We start from the raw sequence: 16,681 nt of genomic DNA, 5'->3' as shown, positions 1-16,681 counted from the left end.
GCAATTCGTATTGAGAGAAAAGGGAGAATCACGGCTTTTTTTATTTAAATATGATATAGTGAAAATAGTGCGGTACACACAAAAGAGAAGACAGGCATTTGTGTATATCTCAATTTTATGTTTGACCAGGAGGTATATTGTTTGAAGAAATTATTACGTATCGTAATGATTACGGTTTTTATTTTAGCTATTGATTTATACGGGAAATTACTCGTTTCGCAATATATATTACAGCCATCTCATTCTAAGCAGGAACATAAGATTGTTAAGAAAAAGAAACAGATAAAAGAAGGATTTCCAGAGACAATCTCCCAATTAATAGGAGGGGATTCGGAAAGTTTATTAGCAAAATGGGGTGAGCCAGCTCGAATCGAACCTTCTGCGTATGGTTACGAATGGTGGATTTATAATCAAGATTTATCACAATATGTGCAGTTTGGTGTTGCAGAACATAAAATTGTAACAGCTTATGTTGCTGGTAATAAAGTGGATGTAGTTCCATTTCGTATGGATGAAAAATATGAAGATGTCTATAAAAAAAATCCATTCTCACATGAAATTTCTTTGAAAAAAGGAAGAAACAGCTACCAATTTGAATTATCTGATACTGAAATTGCAGAACAACCACTTGTTTCGATAGAAGAAGATGGTTGGGCGCAGTTATACTTTGACCGATTCACACATAAACTTGTCGGAATTCGGTATATGGATGATGAGACATTGCTTCGACAAAGGCCGTATCAGCTTGTTTATTCTGGAGAGTTAGGGGCGGAGCAGCCAATTACTCCAGAGAAAATGACACAAATAGAACATGGCAATATGCAACAAATTCTAGATTTGACGAATATTATTCGTAGTCGTCATCAACTACCGTTACTAACATGGGATCAACAAACAGCTGAAGTGGCTTTTGGGCATAGCAAGGATATGAAAGAGAATAATTATTTTTCGCATGATTCGCCGGAATTTGGGACTTTAGGAGATCGATTACAACGTGGTCAAGTCGCATTTCAACTTGCAGGTGAAAATATAGCAGCACAGCATACTGATGGGATCGCTGCAGTACAAGGTTGGTTGAATAGTGAAGGACATCGGAAAAACTTGCTAAATGAACAATTTACTGGACTAGGTGTTGGAGTCTTCGATAAATTTTATACTCAAAATTTCATTAGAAAATAGGAAAAGGTGCATGAATCGTTTAAAAATAGGCGAACCATGCGCCTTTTTTTTCTTACAATATAGTAGATACATCTGAAGAGGTGAGGATTATGACAAAAACAAAAGGACCGTTACATCCTTCTGTTCAACAGTTTAAAGAGTTTGTAAACCATCACCCTAAAATGGTTCATGAAGTTCGAAATGGTCAAAAAACATGGCAACAATTTTATGAGGAATGGTATTTACTTGGAGAACAAGATGAAATGTGGAAGGTGTATAAAGCAGATGGAGAAACGATTTCTTCTCCAGCTCAAGAAAACAATGATGAAAAAGCCGTCGATTTGATGGGACAAATGCTTTCTTTTTTAAAAAAATTAGATGCAGAGCAAATGCAGCAACATCTAGCTAATGTAACGAGTGCTATTGGGAGTGTGCAACAGGTTATTCAGCAATTTCAAGGGAATCGTACACAACCTGAGCAAAGAACTTCTGAAAACAATCCATTTTTCTTTCGAAAAGATTAGGAGGAAAGAGGATGAGGGCAGAGCTTATGGAATTTATAAAAGCTGATGAAGATTTAGGGCGTTATATTCGTGAACAACCCCATTGGTATCGAAAATTATCACGTAATCCGGAGGAAAAGGAGGCATTTGAATTAGCTGCTTTACAGTATTATAAAAAGACAATCCCGGACAAAGTTGCAAAATTTCAAAATCAATTGGCGGTTGCTTCTATTATGATTGACATGTTTCAATATATGAAGCAGCAAAATGCAACGTAATTGGATGGGAAAACTATGTCCGTCATGCGAAACTTTTGTTACAATAGAAAAGGATTATTGAAAAAAGGAGTTATAGCATGACGGAAATTTGTTTAGTACGACATGGACAAACTGATTGGAATTTTCAAGAGATTATTCAAGGGCGTGAAGACATTCCACTTAATGAAGTTGGGAAAAAGCAAGCAAGTCAAAGTGCAGCTGCGTTGCAATTGGACACATGGGATGTGATTATCAGCAGTCCCTTAATTAGAGCGCAGGAAACAGCTCAGATGATTAGTAACGCTGTTGGAATACATTCTATTCTTCTTGATGAGCGGTTTGTTGAACGGAATTTTGGCGAAGCTTCAGGGAAACCCGTTTCCACAGTTAGAGAGCTGATTGCAGAGGGAAATGTAGAAGGTATGGAGACAGATGAAGAGATTGTAAATCGTTGCTTTTCTGCATTGCAAGATGTTGCGCAAGTACATGCAGGTAAGCGCGTTATTATCGTTGCACATTCACATGCGATAAAAGCAATTTTAAATGCAATCTCCCCTGATGAAATTACATTTAAAACTCCATTGAAAAATGCCTGCATTAGTTATGTAAAAGAGGAAAATGGAAGCTGGGACGTGCTACGATATAATATCGCGGAGCATATTTGCGTATAAGAAATTATGACGGATGATGGTTTTCGGTAATCGGACTTTTTACTTTATATTCAGATGGGATATTCAAATTAGTAGTTCTGTTTTAAATGTGTTATGATGGATACTCGGAGGTGTCTCTCATGATTGTAGCGACGCTTGAAAGCGTAATGATATTAGACGAGGCAGAACAGCTTGCAAAAGCGATTGTCTGTTCAGATATAGCAAAGGGTTATCGAGAATGTTATAAGGCGTTACAGGAAGATTTGGAAGCTCAAACATTAATTAGTCAATTTACAGCAATGAAAGAGCGATATGAAGAAGTGCAACGCTTTGGAAAATATCATCCTGATTATACTTTCGTTTCGAAAAATATGCGAGAATTAAAACGTTCTGTAGATTTGCATGAAAAGATAGCTGCTTTTAAAAAAGCGGAAAATGCTTTGCAAAAACTATTAGATGAAGTCAGTGTAGCGATTGGTTCCGAAGTATCATCTGCTATTAAAGTTCCTACTGGAAATCCGTTTTTTGATGCAGGTGGATGCGGAGGCGGTTGTGGCTCTGGTGGAAGTTGTGGTTGTAAAAAAACGGGGTGATGTGCCCCGTTTTTTAGAATATGGAAGAAAACGTATACAGAATTCGTTTAACAATGTACTATAATTTCACAAATTTCTGATTGATGTTTATAAGATACAAGAATATGAGTATATAAAAGGAGAAGATGGAGAAGATTATGTTCGGGCAACGACAAAGTATGATTGTTTATTTACATTCATTGAAACATGCCAAGATTTTAAGGAAATATGGTAATATTCATTACATATCAAAGCGTTTGAAATATGCAGTTGTATATTGTGATATGGAACAAATAGAGCATATGATACAAAAGCTAAATAAACTTCCTTTTGTGAAAAAAATTGAGCAGTCATATCGCCCATTTCTTAAAACGGAATTTGAAAATTCACGTCCGGATCGCGCGAAAGAATACGACTATAGTTAAAGAGAAAGACCCCCACTATTTTGGTGGGGGTTTCTTTATTTTAATAAAAATACAATGAGTATAAATTGCTATTGCATTGGAGGAATGAAATGATTCATTCGTAAAATACCGATAAGGTGATTAAAATATAATTCTTTTTCTGGGAAAATTGTAGAAGGTTTTACAGTAAAAGAAGTAACGTTTTTTTCGATTTGTTCCGCTGTTTCCTCGAATAAAACGATTCGTTTACTTTTTGTACCTTCAAGTATAGGAATCCCTTCGCGGCATATATATAGCGGTTGGAAATTCCCAACCGTTGTAGGTTTAAGAACAACAACAAGTGAGCATACTTTTTTATCATTTTTTAAGGTTTCAAATTGTAACATATGTGATACACGATCTTTATTTGTCTTTGCAATCTCAAGTAATTCATATAAATCGGAGTAGCCTTCTCCTAGTTCAATAAAACGTTGAATCATATTATTTCCTCCTCTTTCTTTTACTGTATCACTTCGTTTTTAAAATGAAAAGCAGACAAAGAAAAAAAACCCTGCAAAGCAGGGCCCTTCTTATACTAGTATGTACTAGTAAGAAGGCAAAGGGAGAGGAGAAACCGGAGGAAGAACTTATGGGGAAACGTAAGTCTTCTCCGCGGTTGGCAACAACATCGAAGGTGATGTTGTTATATTTATTTATGTCCAATCTAAATGAAGATATACATAATGAATTTAAAATTTATCGTAGGCTTTGTATTTTTCTTTTTTTTATTTTATGATAGGATAAAAAAGATAAAGTGAAACTTGCGTTAGTAGAGAGGGATCTGACTCGCCAATAGCGAGATGAATATACATAAGGGATACTGGAAAGTTATCATGTAATGATGACTTTTTTAACGAAATAAATTAGTTTTTCTTTTAATAGATAGCGGATTTGTTTATCCTTTAATGGAAAAACACCCAAAAAACAGTGAGGTTTGATAGCGGTTAACCAAACGAATATGCGTTTGTAATAATCGCTCGATAGATTGAAATAAAGGTAGTGACAGCAAATGAGAGTAGTTTCTGGAAAATGTAAAGGGCATCCGCTTAAGGCTGTGCCAGGTAATACAACGCGACCGACAACAGATAAGGTAAAAGAAGCCATCTTTAATATGATTGGTCCTTATTTCGAAGGAGGAATTGCCCTCGATTTGTTTGGAGGTAGCGGAGGGCTTGGGATTGAAGCGCTTAGCAGAGGGGTTGACAAAGCCATTTTTGTTGATCGGGATAATAAAGCGGTGAAGGTTATTCATCAAAATTTAGAAAGCTGTAGAGTACATGACCAAGCTGAAGTGTATAGAAATGATGCAGAGCGCGCTTTGAAGGCGTTAATTAAACGTGAACTATCATTTGATCTCATACTGCTAGATCCACCATACAAAGATCAAAAAATCATTTCATTAATTAGTGTTATGGACCAACACGGATTATTGAACGAAGATGGATTGATTATGGCAGAACATGGGGATGATGTAGTCTTACCGGAAGCAATAGGGGGACTTGTAAAGGTAAGAGCAGAAAATTATGGTATGACAGCGATTTCTATTTATAAGCATGAAGGTGAGGGGACCGAATGACAAGCATAGCAATTTCTTCAGGGAGTTTTGATCCGATAACTCTTGGGCATTTGGATATTATTAAAAGAGGCGCAAAGGTGTTTGACGAAGTATATGTTGTCGTTTTAAACAATTCTTCCAAGAAACCGTTCTTTTCAGTAGAAGAGCGCCTAGAGCTAATTCGAGAAGCAACAAAAGATATTCCAAACGTAAAAGTTGATTCGCATAGCGGACTGTTAGTTGAATATGCAAAAATGCGTAATGCAAACGCAATTTTACGTGGTTTACGTGCAGTTTCTGATTTTGAATATGAGATGCAAATTACATCGATGAATCGTAAGTTAGACGAAAATATTGAAACCTTTTTTATTATGACAAATAATCAATATTCATTTTTAAGTTCGAGCATTGTGAAGGAAGTGGCTCGTTATGGTGGAAATGTAGCTGGCCTTGTTCCTTCTGTTGTAGAGCACGCTTTAAAAGAAAAGTTTCAAACCCCGTTAAGATGAACGGGGTTTTTCTTTGTTTATTATGCGTAAGAATAATAAAATAACATATAGATATAAACAAAATAGTGTAAAAGTAGGACCGTAGCGAAGCAATATTTCCCAAGTCTTTGCAAGAATAGAAGCATGGTTTGATAAAAAAACAGGGATATCTTGTTGATTTGGTGAAAAAGAATGTAATTTTTCATAAAGTGGTACCCAAAATATAAAAGTGTAAATTGGGGCGAGAATACTTTGGATAATTCTTGCAAAGAAATAGGGTTTAAAGCGAATATCAGTTTCGGCTAAAATACTCGCTACCTGAGCTTGGATAGAAAGGCCGCTAAATGCAAGGATAAAGCTCGTTACCATTGCTTGTTCAAGAATTGTAGTCTGATTGGTTTGGCTGATCATTTGGCTACCTAGTGTCATTTCAAAAAGTCCTGATAGGATGGGAATGCTAAAGTGTGGTGACAGTTGGAAGAATTTTAAAATATGTTGCATAATAAAAGCTAGTGCTGCCGTGAGTTGGAAGACAGTAATCATTTTATTTAAAACGGAGAATAAAATAATAAATCCACCAATCATGAGTAAAGTTTGAATAGAGGAGATAATAGCATCACCAAGTAGTTTTCCAATTGGTCTGTTCTCTTGTAAACGCGTCTCGTGGAGAATTGAAAAAGCGTGTTGTAAGGGACGTTTTTGAATGGATTGTTTTTCTTGTATGTAAGTATTGTTGTTTCCATAAAAACGCATAAGTAATCCGACAGTAAGGTTGCTAACATAATGTGCAGCAGCTAGTATGAAACCTAATTTAGGATTGTTAAAAAAGCCAATAGAAACAGCTCCAAAAATAAATAATGGATTTGAAGAGTTGGTAAATGATACGAGTCGTTCCGCTTCTATTTGCGTTAGCTGATTACTTTTCCGGAGTCTTGCGCTTAATTTGGCGCCCGCAGGGAAGCCGGAGGCCATTCCCATTGCCCAAACAAATCCGCCAATACCAGGCACACGAAAGAGCGGGCGCATAAGCGGTTCTAATATAATACCGATAAACTTTACAACACCTATACTAATTAAAAGCTCCGCAACGATAAAAAAAGGTAGTAGTGAAGGAAAGACAACTTCCCACCATATATTTAATCCGCGAATAGAAGATTGCAAAGCGGCTTGGGGGTGAAGTACGAGAGAAAATGTTAGAAATATCATCGTTATGGTGAGAAAAGCTGTTTTCCATTTTTCATACATTTTAACGTAGCCCCCTTTGTCCCAAAAAACGTTCATTTCAGTATACGTGGATACATGGTGAATTTAGACCATAAGTATGAAAAAGAGGATGAAAAAATTTAAAGGGTGAGAGAAATGAATGAACCAAAAATAGGCTTAGCTCTTGGATCTGGAGGTGCGAAAGGCTTTGCGCATGTCGGGGTGATTAAAGTGTTACGAGAGGCGAATATTCCCATTCATATGATTGCTGGAAGTAGTATGGGGGCGTTAATTGGGACATTTTATGCAGCGAGTTGCAACGTGGAGAGACTCTATCGAATGGCCACATTATTTAAACGAAAATACTATTTGGATTTTACTGTACCGAAAATGGGATTTATTTCTGGAAAACGGGTAAAAGATATGATTAAAATGTTTACATATAATAAAAATTTAGAAGAGTTAGATATCCCAACTGCAGTTGTGGCCACTGACATTTTAAAGGGGGAAAAAGTTGTATTTACAAGCGGTTCTATTGCTGATGCGGTGAGGGCGAGTATTTCTGTGCCAGGAGTGTTTGTACCTGAAAAAATAGATGGTCGTTTATTAGTGGATGGCGGAGTGATTGATCGCATCCCTGTATCCGTTGTTAAAGACTTAGGAGCTGATATTGTAATTGCTGTAGATGTATCTCCTATTAAGGTGAACGGAGAAGTTACATCCATTTATGATGTTATCATGCAGAGTATTGAGATTATGCAGCATGAACTTGTTGTTAATCGGCAAATTGCTTCAGACTTAATGATGCGCCCGGCAGTAGAACAGTTTAGTTCTCGTGCTTTTACCAATATCGAAGACATTATTCGAGTTGGAGAAGAAGAGGCCGAAAAACACATTCAGAAAATTTACTTATTAATTGAGCAGTGGAAGGAGAAAAATAATGTTTAAGCGTTTTCGTTTTATATATGCAATTTTAATTGGCGTTATATTAGCAATGTTGCTTGTCTATGTACGTCTACCATATTATGTAACAAAACCAGGTATGGCGGCGAAATTAGAACCATATGTACAAGTTGATGGTGGGAAGAAAGAGTCAGGTGATTTTATGCTCGTGACCGTTTCGATGGGGCCTGCGAATGTTGTAAATCTAATAGCTGCCCAATTTAATAAATATAATCACATTTCTAAAGCAGAGGAGATTTTGCAAAAAGGTGAGAGTGATGAAGAATATCAATTCCGCCAAGCGTATGCAATGAAAGATTCTCAAAACGCAGCCATTTATAATGCGTATAAGCGAGCAAATCGTTCAGTTTCCTTTCAAAACAAAGGGGTTTTAGTTGCTGGGATTGCGAAAAATATGTCCGCTGAAGGGAAATTAAAACTTGGGGATATAATTGTCGCTGTTGACGGTCAGCCTTTTGAAGCGATAGACCAATTTATTGCATATATGTCAGGTAAAAAAGAAGGGGATGTAGTAAATATTGAGTATATTCGTGGGGGGAAACGTTCTACAGAAAAACTAACGCTAAAACAAATTCCTGATGGCAAGGGACGTGTTGGTATTGGAGTTTCCATTGTTACTGAAAGGGACTTAGTAGTAGATCCAAGGGTGAAAATTGATTCACATGAAATTGGGGGACCATCAGCAGGATTAATGTTTACATTGGAAATCTATAATCAATTGACTGAAGAGGATATGACAAAAGGTCATGAGATTGCTGGAACGGGAACCATTAATGAAAAGGGAGAAGTTGGTCCGATTGGTGGTATTCAACAAAAAGTTGTAGCTGCTAGTGATGCGGGTGCAGAAATATTCTTTGCTCCAAATGAAAAAGGGGCAAAGAAATCGAATTATAAAGAAGCGCTTGAAGCAGCGAAAGATATAAAAACAAAGATGAAAATTGTACCAGTAGATACATTAGATGATGCGCTAGCATATTTAGAAAAAATGTCAGAAAAAAAGTAAACCTCTCGCCCTAGAGAGGTTTTTTTATAAAAAATTATTCGTTGTTTCATCATACCGAATAGGATGCTGAGTTATATCCTTTTGTATACATTTTGTACGTAAAGGTTCTTGTAGCACTGAAAAATAAACAGCATTTGCTTTGCGCTCTATATCTAGAACGGGATGTTGAAATGTTTTCGTATGAGTAAGAAGCGGGAGTCCTAGATTTTTTTTGTGTTTCGAAATATAAGTTTGTCCTTTTTGTGACATACCAAGTAAACGGATATATGGTGCATGTTGCTGTATATGTGCCTTTTCCATTTCTTCTTTTGTTGTATTTGTTAAAATATGTGTACATACCCGTTGTAATCTAGTCCATGTATAACGTTTTGTTTTTAATGCCTCCATGAAAGTAAGAAATGAAGAGGTATTATGTATTTTTGATAAAATACGATGCTCCAATCCTTCCTCTACCTCATATATATGTTGTAAATCCTTGGAAGACATTGTCAAAAGTCTATATTTAAAAAATGGGAAATACTCCTCCCAACAATGCAGTGTATGATACGTTTGTTTATAGCTTTCTAAAAAAGATGCGGTACAATTGGGTACAAATGGATAAATGGTTGTGAATGAATCATTTTCACTAAATAATTGTTTGCGAATGCTAGTCGCACTTGCAATATGGTTATCTTGAAAGGTTTCGTCATGGTAATGAGATGCGAACCTTTCAATGGTATGTGCATGAATGGAACTTTTCTGAGAAAGAATCGCTTCAATGTAATGTAAGCCTAATATATTATTTGGCTGGGACATATCAACAGTATTGACGTCCGATAAGATGTGTGAGAAGGCTTGAGAAGTTGCTTTGGCATAGCTGTTTCCAGCATCCATAAATTGCTGCACAAGTTGATTGAAAGTATCTTTTTCCTTTTGGCGTAAAGAAATGGTATTATAGAAGTTTTGAACCTCTCCATCCTCACTGCCGAAGCAAATTTCAGAAACGCCAAGGGCATCTAAAATAGAAATAGCACCGTTAGCAAATGTTTCGGCTTTTTGTGTTGCGAATGTATAAGGGAGTTCAACAACAAGATCTATACCACCGGCTAGAGCCATCTTGGTTCGGAACCATTTTGATAAGAGAGCTGGTTCACCACGTTGTAAAAATGATCCGCTCATGACAGCGATTGTAATGTCGGACTGTGTTAACTTTTTTGTTTGTTGCACATGATAAGCATGACCGTTATGAAAGGGGTTATATTCAACAATAATACCGCTTGCCTTTATGATAATCTCTCCTTTCGATGTAGCATCTTTTCTAAAAACATGATAATCTATATATTATTTCCTATAATGACTTCATTATAGTGTAAAGAAAAAACATTGACAAATATAAAATGGCTAGCTATAATTTTGTTTGTTGCCTTGAGGTGATATGATATGAAATGGTCCATCCATCAATTAAACAAATTGAGACATAAAGGATTGGCATTGGATGAGATGGTAGATGTAAGTGAGCTAAAAGAAGTCGAGAAAGAAATTCGAGAAATTAATCCTGTCCATGTAACAGGTAGAGTTGATTTTGGCTCCAGTAAGTTTACGTTTCATCTACATATAACTGGAAGCATGGTTTTACCATGTTCTCGCTCTTTAGTAGATGTAACATTACCATTTGACATTAAAACAACTGAGGTGTTCCAAACTTCAGAAGAAGAGTATGAAACGGAAGCGGAAATCCATTACTTAGAAGGAGAAGTACTTGACTTACTCCCAATAATCAAGGAAAATATACTTTTGGAGATTCCAATGCAAATTTTCAGTGATGATGTTTCCGGTGGAGCACCAACGCAAGGTCAAGACTGGCAAGTGATTTCGGAAGAAAGCAAAGAAAAGCCTGTTGATCCAAGGTTAGCAGGACTTGCGAAGTTTTTTGACAAATAATCGGAAGACTGGTTCAGGCCTTCATATGAAAATAACTATTTCTTTTAAGGAGGTGGGAAGAATGGCTGTACCTTTTAGAAGAACTTCTAAAACAGTAAAAAGAAAGCGTCGTACGCATTTCAAATTATCAGTACCTGGTATGGTAGAGTGCCCAAGCTGTGGTGAAGCGAAATTAGCTCACCGTGTATGTAAAGCATGCGGTACTTACAAAGGTAAAGAAGTAATCAGCAAGTAATTGTGGAAATAAACGCAGAAGATATTCTTCTGCGTTTATTTTTTTTTGTATTATTCTTTATATGTTGGTATTCTATCTTTTCTAGTAACTGCATATGTTTAATAAAAAATGCATAAGGAGGACTAGAGGAATGGCGACAACAAGACAAGATGCATGGACTGATGATGAAGATTTACTTCTGGCAGAAGTGGTACTCCGGCATATTCGTGAAGGAGGAACCCAGCTTTCCGCATTTAAAGAGGTAGGTAGACATTTATCTCGTACACCTGCAGCATGCGGATTTAGGTGGAATTCTTACGTTAGAAAGCAGTATAAAGAACGTATTGAAGAGGCAAAACAAATTCGTAAGGTAGAGAATTATGTAGTAAGGCAACCAAAAGTGGTGGAGTTTTCTCCTACATCAATTACATTAGACGATGTTATTAACTTCTTACAAAAATATAAAGATGAAAAAGAATTAAAAGAATTACACCAAAAAATTGAATTGTTACAAAAGGAAAAGGAATGGCTTCTTGAGCGTGTATCTGTATATGAAGAAGAGTATCGTACTTTGCTTGATTATATTGATCGAAAAAGAAGTGTGATGGTACTAGAAACAAAAGAAAGAGATACCATTTATGAGCATGAAACATTAGAAAAGGTGAAAAAATAAAAACAGCTGAATAACAGCTGTTTTTATTTTATGCGGATTCTTCATTTGTAACCGCATTCAAATTAGCTTCTGGATGCCAAATGTAAAATTCGCCATCAGTGGTTGATATTTGCCCGAAGTTTAGTTTCTCCCAAAATGCAGCGGATTGAATACGAGCTGTTGTTTTGATTGGAAATTGTAGTTGTTTTGCATAATTAACAAGCATTTGACCAAAACCTTGTTTTTGAAAGTTTGGTAACACTTCAAGTTTAGAGAGTTCTACGTAAGATCCAGTAATCTCAAGATTTGATTCACCATGTCTCCTCATGTACAAGCTCATACGTGCGATAAGGGATCCGCCGTAATAAATGCCGTAAAATGGGGACTCACTATCATTTTCAATAATATTTGCTTGTAACTCTTCAAACATGGAGAGTTCTTGAGCGCCACAGCCCTTAAATTTTTTAAATTCGTCTAACGTTTTATAATTGATGAGCAAGCGCTCAACTTTTGGGAATGTCATTACAACACATCCTTTTCTCGTTTTGTAAAATAAAGAAAAGTATAAATATTTTCAATAATATTATAACTTATTTTTTCATTTTTATGAAGGAAATAGAATATTTCTTTCAGTATTTTTTTTGAGGATTTGCTACACTAGTCGTATGAAGGGAATTTATATATATTTATGAAATGTACTTTTAGTTGTTGAAATATAAATAAGATATACTCAATGTTAGGATGAGTTATAGAGGGGAGGTAATCAGAAGGCTTCTAATTGATTACAGGATATCTTTCTTCTTTGTATTCGTTAGGAGATTCTGAGGGGATAGAGATGAAGATTGGGATTGTTGGTCCGGGAGCTATTGGTCTTCTTTTTGCATTTTATTTAAAAAAGAACAAACAGGATGTTACATTATTTACAAGAACGGTAGAACAAACTGAAAAGTTAATGCAGGAGGGAATAAGCTGTATTCGTAAGGGAAGAAAGGAAACGGTATTTCCAAATGTTACGCCATTAGAGAGTATTGTAGGTGAACAAATGGACTATACGTTTATTGCTGTAAAACAATATCATTTAGCGAATATACTTCCTTTCATAAAAGAACAAAGGCAGATTATCTTTTTGCAAAATGGAATGTCTCATCTGGATATATTACACGAAATAAAGTGTGAAAATGTAGCGGTGGGGATTGTGGAGCATGGGGCAAAAAAAGAAAATGAATACACAGTGCACCATACAGGAGTAGGGGTTACGAAATTTGGAGTAGTAAATGGTGATTGGTCTCAATTTGGGGCACTATTGGATTGTTTTTCCTCAAAGTATTTTTCGGTGCAAGTAGAAGAAGATTGGAAACAAACAATGAGTTATAAACTTGTAATAAATGCCTGCATTAATCCACTAACGGCTTTATTTGGTATACAAAACGGAGAATTACTATCGAATCCTTTTTTTTATAAAGTGATGGAGCAAATATTTCAGGAGGTCATGTTCCTTGTAGGGGAGGAAAAAAAAGAAGAGATGTGGCAAATGGTTTGTCATGTATGTGAAACAACATCCAGTAATACATCCTCTATGTTAGCTGACGTAAAAGAGAATCGGGAAACGGAAATTGATGCTATTATTGGCTATGCGATAGAAGAAGCTAGGAAACAGCGAAAGCAAGTTCCCACACTGCAATTTTTATACAATTCAATAAAGGGATTAGAAGTATAAGAGATATTCTTTGCTTTTACATCAAACATTGACTACAATTTGGATTGGTGAGAGAACAGGATAGGAAAGGAAGAATTATATGGAGATAAAAGAAATCTCTGTTCCACTACAAGGTGTTGTGGCGGACTATATGAAGGGTAGAAAAGAAGTGCAGGCATTCTTCGATTATCCGTTGACAGAAGATGGATTCGGGCGGCGTCTGTATGATTTACGTGATAAGAAGTTTTTCCGTCAAGACTTAGTGGCACATTTATTGGAATATAATACTAATTTACGTGCTGGAGAGCATACTCTTCGGAATATAGAGGCGCTAGCGGATGAAAATACATATGTTGTTGTTGGAGGACAACAAGCAGGACTATTAACAGGACCTCTTTATACTGTGCATAAAATTATTTCGATTTTACAGCTTGCAAAAGAAAAAGAAGCAACTTTAGGAGTTCGTGTAGTTCCTGTTTTTTGGATTGCTGGTGAAGACCACGATATCGATGAAATTAATCATATGTTTGTAACGAAAAATAAAAAAATAAAAAAGACGATTTTCCATGATCGTCATCCAAAAAAGGCAAGTGCATCTGAATCTGATCTTTCAATAGAAGACTGTAGAAAGTGGATTGAAGAAATTTTCAAAACATATCCGGAAACGAATTTTACAAAGGATGTATTACAGTTTGTTGAAGATGCTTTGCAGAATTCTCGTACATATGTAGATTTCTTTGCGCATCTTATTATGAAATTATTTGTAGATTCAGGATTGATTCTCGTTGATTCCCATCATCCAGCGTTAAGAAAGTTAGAAGTTTCTTTTTTTAAACAAATACTAAGTCGATATAAAGAAGTGCAAATGAGTCTTCAAAAACAACAGCAATTAGTAAAGGAACAAGGATATAAACCGATTATTGAAACAAAATCAAATGCAGTGCACATATTTATGCAAATTGATGAAGAGCGTGTGTTGTTAGAAGAAGAGAATGGGAAATTTGTTGGAAAAGATGGTATTTATTCATTTTCGTATGAAGAGTTGATAGCGGAAATGGAAAAAAGTCCGGAACGATTTAGTAATAATGTTGTAACAAGACCACTTATGCAAGAATATATATTTCCGACATTAGCGTTTATTGGAGGGCCTGGTGAAATTGCTTACTGGAGTGAATTGCAGCAAGTATTTCATGTGCTTGGTTTTCAGATGCCTCCTGTTGTTCCAAGACTCACAATTAGTTATATGGAACGCGATATTATAACAGATTTACATGATTTACAATTACAAGAGAGTGATCCATTTGTAAATGACATAGATATGCTACGTGAAGAGTGGCTTTCTAACCAAATAGAAGAACCAATTGACAATCAGTTTATAGAAGCGACAGAGAAAATGATGGATGTTCATACTTCTTTACAACAGTTTGTAAAAAAAATAGACCCAGGATTGCAGCAATTCGCTGAGAAAAATGAGCGGAAAATTAAAGAGCAAATTGAGTTGCTAGAAAGAATGTTAAAGCGAAATGTTGAGAAAAAACATGAAGTAGAGCTGAATAAATTTCGCCGTTTACAATACGCGCTCCGTCCGCTAGGTGCTCCGCAAGAACGGGTATGGAATATATGTTATTATTTAAATCAGTTTGGATTAGATTTTGTTGAACGAGTAATGAAGCAATCGTACTCTTGGAACGGGAACCATCATATTATAAAACTATAAAATCTTGCTCTTAGGAGCAGGATTTTATTTTTTGCACGTGGAATTAACTGTAAAGTGATTTTTTCTGAATTATCTAACAGGACGTTCGAGAGTATGATATTTATAATAAAGCACATGTACATGACAAAATAGAACAAAATGTAAACGTATTATTGTGTTTTTCGACATGTTTTTATTTAATTTCCCGCAAAAAATGATAAAATTTAGTATATAATAAAGTGAAACTGCGATTTGTGGATATTAGATTTCCACTGACGCCAAGTTGGATGTGACATATTTTCGTAGCATTAATTTCCCGACATATTGGGTGGTTTATTAGGAAGAAAAAGAGACATTCAACGTAATTATTTTGCAAAAAGTAGGTGCAACAATGTTTAAACACGTAACAGTTCTTTTAAAAGAAACAGTAGATGGTTTGGATATAAAACCAGGTGGTACATATGTCGATTGTACGCTAGGTGGTGGAGGACATAGTTCCTATTTATTATCCCAGCTAATGGAAGGGGGAAAATTAATTGCATTTGATCAAGATGAAATTGCGATTCAAAATGCAAAAGAAAGATTTTCTTCTTATGGTGATCAATTTATAACAGTGAAGAGTAATTTTCGCTATTTGTCAGAAAAGCTACATGAATTAGGAATAACAGAAGTAGACGGAATTTTATTTGATTTAGGTGTTTCATCCCCACAATTAGATACACCAGAACGTGGTTTTAGCTATCATCATGATGCGCCCTTAGATATGCGGATGGATCAAGATGCCCCATTAACGGCATATGATGTTGTAAACAACTGGTCATATGAACAACTCGTAAGAATCTTTTTCCAATATGGTGAAGAGAAGTTTTCAAAGCAAATTGCAAGGAAAATCGAAGCGTACCGCGAGAATAAGGCGATTGAAACGACAGGAGAGTTAGTAGAGCTAATTAAAGAAGGAATTCCTGCTCCAGCTCGTAGAACGGGTGGACATCCTGCAAAACGAGTGTTCCAAGCGATTCGAATTGCTGTAAATGATGAGTTGAAAGTATTCGAGGAGGCACTGGAATCTGCGATTGAAATGGTTAAGCCAGGTGGAAGAATTAGTGTTATTACGTTCCATTCATTAGAAGATCGTATTTGTAAAACAACATTTAAACGAAATAGTACAACACCACAGCTTCCTCCAGGGTTACCAATTATCCCTGATGAGTTTAAGCCGAAACTAAAGCTCATTACAAGAAAACCGATTTTACCTTCTGATGAAGAGTTAGAAGAAAATAATCGAGCGCGTTCTGCGAAGTTACGAATCGCTGAAAAACGATAAAAAGGAGAGAGAGGTATGACAAATTTAGCTGTAAAGTATAAACAACAACAAGTGCAAGAACAAGTGCAAGTACAATCTCAAGCTCCGCAGCAAAATGTACAACCAAAAGCGAAAACAAAAATTACAAGAATTGAAAAATTGTTGTATGTGGCTTTTATTGGCTTTTTATTATATGCTTGTGTGGCTTTTATTGGAAATAAAGCAGGCTTGTACCAAGTTGATGCGGAAGCAGCAAAAATAGAGAATGAAATTGTGGAAAAACAAAAAACAAACCAAGAATTACAAGCTGAAGTGGAAAAGTTAAGTCGCTATGAGCGTATCGCAGAAATCGCAAAAAAACACGGGCTAGAAATTAATGCGAATAATGTGAAAGGTTTACATTAA

Annotated in this window: 21 protein-coding genes; 17 read left to right on the top strand and 4 right to left on the bottom strand. The window is 35.8% G+C overall.

What is annotated here, in order from left to right:
• Positions 1-141 precede the first annotated feature (141 nt).
• The 6 genes from C564_RS0106315 (at position 142) to C564_RS0106290 (ending at position 3,565) form a co-directional block, all read left to right on the top strand.
• Positions 142-1,179 (top strand): CAP domain-containing protein, encoded by a 1,038-nt coding sequence (locus C564_RS0106315; RefSeq protein WP_018764768.1) that lies wholly within the window; start codon positions 142-144, stop codon positions 1,177-1,179.
• Positions 1,180-1,268: 89 nt separating this feature from the next.
• A complete protein-coding gene (locus C564_RS0106310) occupies positions 1,269-1,682 on the top strand; it encodes a YlbD family protein (RefSeq protein WP_006095793.1) in 414 nt (137 codons plus the stop codon).
• A gap of 11 nt (positions 1,683-1,693) precedes the next feature.
• The gene (locus C564_RS0106305) at positions 1,694-1,939 is read left to right on the top strand and encodes a YlbE-like family protein (protein ID WP_006095792.1); all 246 of its coding nucleotides are present in this window, start codon (positions 1,694-1,696) and stop codon (positions 1,937-1,939) included.
• A gap of 77 nt (positions 1,940-2,016) precedes the next feature.
• Positions 2,017-2,589, top strand: coding sequence for a histidine phosphatase family protein (locus tag C564_RS0106300; protein WP_018764767.1), 573 nt, complete (start codon positions 2,017-2,019; stop codon positions 2,587-2,589).
• A 119-nt stretch (positions 2,590-2,708) separates the two neighbouring features.
• Positions 2,709-3,161 carry a YlbF family regulator gene (locus C564_RS0106295; protein WP_003199733.1) on the top strand — a complete coding sequence of 151 codons (453 nt, stop codon included), beginning with the start codon at positions 2,709-2,711 and terminating at the stop codon, positions 3,159-3,161.
• Between the two features lie 137 nt (positions 3,162-3,298).
• Positions 3,299-3,565, top strand: a complete 267-nt coding sequence (locus C564_RS0106290; RefSeq protein WP_016116052.1) for a YlbG family protein — start codon at positions 3,299-3,301, stop codon at positions 3,563-3,565.
• Between the two features lie 68 nt (positions 3,566-3,633).
• Here C564_RS0106290 and C564_RS0106285 read toward each other — a convergent pair whose 3' ends face one another.
• Positions 3,634-4,023 carry a DUF7147 family protein gene (locus C564_RS0106285; protein ID WP_018764766.1) on the bottom strand — a complete coding sequence of 130 codons (390 nt, stop codon included), beginning with the start codon at positions 4,021-4,023 and terminating at the stop codon, positions 3,634-3,636.
• Between the two features lie 569 nt (positions 4,024-4,592).
• Between C564_RS0106285 and rsmD the strand changes: the two genes are divergently transcribed.
• Positions 4,593-5,159, top strand: coding sequence for a 16S rRNA (guanine(966)-N(2))-methyltransferase RsmD (rsmD, locus tag C564_RS0106280; RefSeq protein WP_003199738.1), 567 nt, complete (start codon positions 4,593-4,595; stop codon positions 5,157-5,159).
• Positions 5,156-5,647 (top strand): pantetheine-phosphate adenylyltransferase, encoded by a 492-nt coding sequence (gene coaD / locus C564_RS0106275; RefSeq protein ID WP_018764765.1) that lies wholly within the window; start codon positions 5,156-5,158, stop codon positions 5,645-5,647. The genes rsmD and coaD overlap by 4 nt, the downstream gene beginning before the upstream one ends.
• On the opposite strand, the gene ylbJ is transcribed toward coaD, so the two are convergent.
• Positions 5,639-6,871: a sporulation integral membrane protein YlbJ gene (ylbJ, locus tag C564_RS0106270; RefSeq protein ID WP_006095788.1), complete on the bottom strand. Its 1,233-nt coding sequence runs from the start codon at positions 6,869-6,871 to the stop codon at positions 5,639-5,641. The genes coaD and ylbJ overlap by 9 nt on opposite strands.
• 114 nt (positions 6,872-6,985) lie before the next feature.
• On the opposite strand from ylbJ, the gene C564_RS0106265 reads away from it, so the two are divergent.
• Together C564_RS0106265 and C564_RS0106260 are read left to right on the top strand one after the other, a co-directional pair.
• The gene (locus tag C564_RS0106265) at positions 6,986-7,777 is read left to right on the top strand and encodes a patatin-like phospholipase family protein (RefSeq protein ID WP_016116047.1); all 792 of its coding nucleotides are present in this window, start codon (positions 6,986-6,988) and stop codon (positions 7,775-7,777) included.
• Positions 7,770-8,795 carry a SepM family pheromone-processing serine protease gene (locus tag C564_RS0106260; RefSeq protein ID WP_018764764.1) on the top strand — a complete coding sequence of 342 codons (1,026 nt, stop codon included), beginning with the start codon at positions 7,770-7,772 and terminating at the stop codon, positions 8,793-8,795. Before C564_RS0106265 ends, C564_RS0106260 begins: the two co-directional genes overlap by 8 nt.
• A 24-nt stretch (positions 8,796-8,819) precedes the next feature.
• On the opposite strand, the gene C564_RS0106255 is transcribed toward C564_RS0106260, so the two are convergent.
• Positions 8,820-10,061, bottom strand: a complete 1,242-nt coding sequence (locus C564_RS0106255; RefSeq protein WP_081621450.1) for a nucleotidyltransferase — start codon at positions 10,059-10,061, stop codon at positions 8,820-8,822.
• Positions 10,062-10,214: 153 nt separating this feature from the next.
• On the opposite strand from C564_RS0106255, the gene C564_RS0106250 reads away from it, so the two are divergent.
• The 3 genes from C564_RS0106250 to C564_RS0106240 all read left to right on the top strand — a co-directional run bounded on the left by C564_RS0106250 (position 10,215) and on the right by C564_RS0106240 (position 11,602).
• Complete coding sequence (locus C564_RS0106250; protein WP_018764762.1) at positions 10,215-10,715, top strand: YceD family protein; 501 nt, start codon at positions 10,215-10,217, stop codon at positions 10,713-10,715.
• A 61-nt stretch (positions 10,716-10,776) separates the two neighbouring features.
• Entirely contained in the window at positions 10,777-10,950 is a 174-nt protein-coding gene (rpmF, locus tag C564_RS0106245; RefSeq protein ID WP_001984764.1) for a 50S ribosomal protein L32, read from the top strand.
• Positions 10,951-11,080: 130 nt separating this feature from the next.
• Positions 11,081-11,602 (top strand): RsfA family transcriptional regulator, encoded by a 522-nt coding sequence (locus C564_RS0106240; protein WP_003199749.1) that lies wholly within the window; start codon positions 11,081-11,083, stop codon positions 11,600-11,602.
• Between the two features lie 28 nt (positions 11,603-11,630).
• Here the strand turns inward: C564_RS0106240 and C564_RS0106235 are convergent, their stop codons facing one another.
• Positions 11,631-12,104, bottom strand: coding sequence for an N-acetyltransferase (locus tag C564_RS0106235; RefSeq protein WP_003199752.1), 474 nt, complete (start codon positions 12,102-12,104; stop codon positions 11,631-11,633).
• A 306-nt stretch (positions 12,105-12,410) separates the two neighbouring features.
• Between C564_RS0106235 and C564_RS0106230 the strand changes: the two genes are divergently transcribed.
• The 4 genes from C564_RS0106230 (at position 12,411) to ftsL (ending at position 16,681) form a co-directional block, all read left to right on the top strand.
• Positions 12,411-13,298: a 2-dehydropantoate 2-reductase gene (locus C564_RS0106230; RefSeq protein WP_026008477.1), complete on the top strand. Its 888-nt coding sequence runs from the start codon at positions 12,411-12,413 to the stop codon at positions 13,296-13,298.
• Positions 13,299-13,377: 79 nt separating this feature from the next.
• Positions 13,378-14,994 carry a bacillithiol biosynthesis cysteine-adding enzyme BshC gene (gene bshC / locus C564_RS0106225; RefSeq protein WP_003199757.1) on the top strand — a complete coding sequence of 539 codons (1,617 nt, stop codon included), beginning with the start codon at positions 13,378-13,380 and terminating at the stop codon, positions 14,992-14,994.
• 370 nt (positions 14,995-15,364) lie between these two features.
• A complete protein-coding gene (rsmH, locus tag C564_RS0106220; protein ID WP_026008476.1) occupies positions 15,365-16,297 on the top strand; it encodes a 16S rRNA (cytosine(1402)-N(4))-methyltransferase RsmH in 933 nt (310 codons plus the stop codon).
• A 15-nt stretch (positions 16,298-16,312) separates the two neighbouring features.
• Positions 16,313-16,681, top strand: a complete 369-nt coding sequence (ftsL, locus tag C564_RS0106215) for a cell division protein FtsL (protein WP_006095779.1) — start codon at positions 16,313-16,315, stop codon at positions 16,679-16,681.

This window comes from Bacillus sp. 105MF, from assembly GCF_000374885.1.
GTDB classification, from domain to species: Bacteria; Bacillota; Bacilli; order Bacillales; family Bacillaceae_G; genus Bacillus_A; species Bacillus_A pseudomycoides.
Note: the sequence above shows the minus strand (reverse complement) of the source record. Positions and strands in the feature narration are given on the sequence as shown.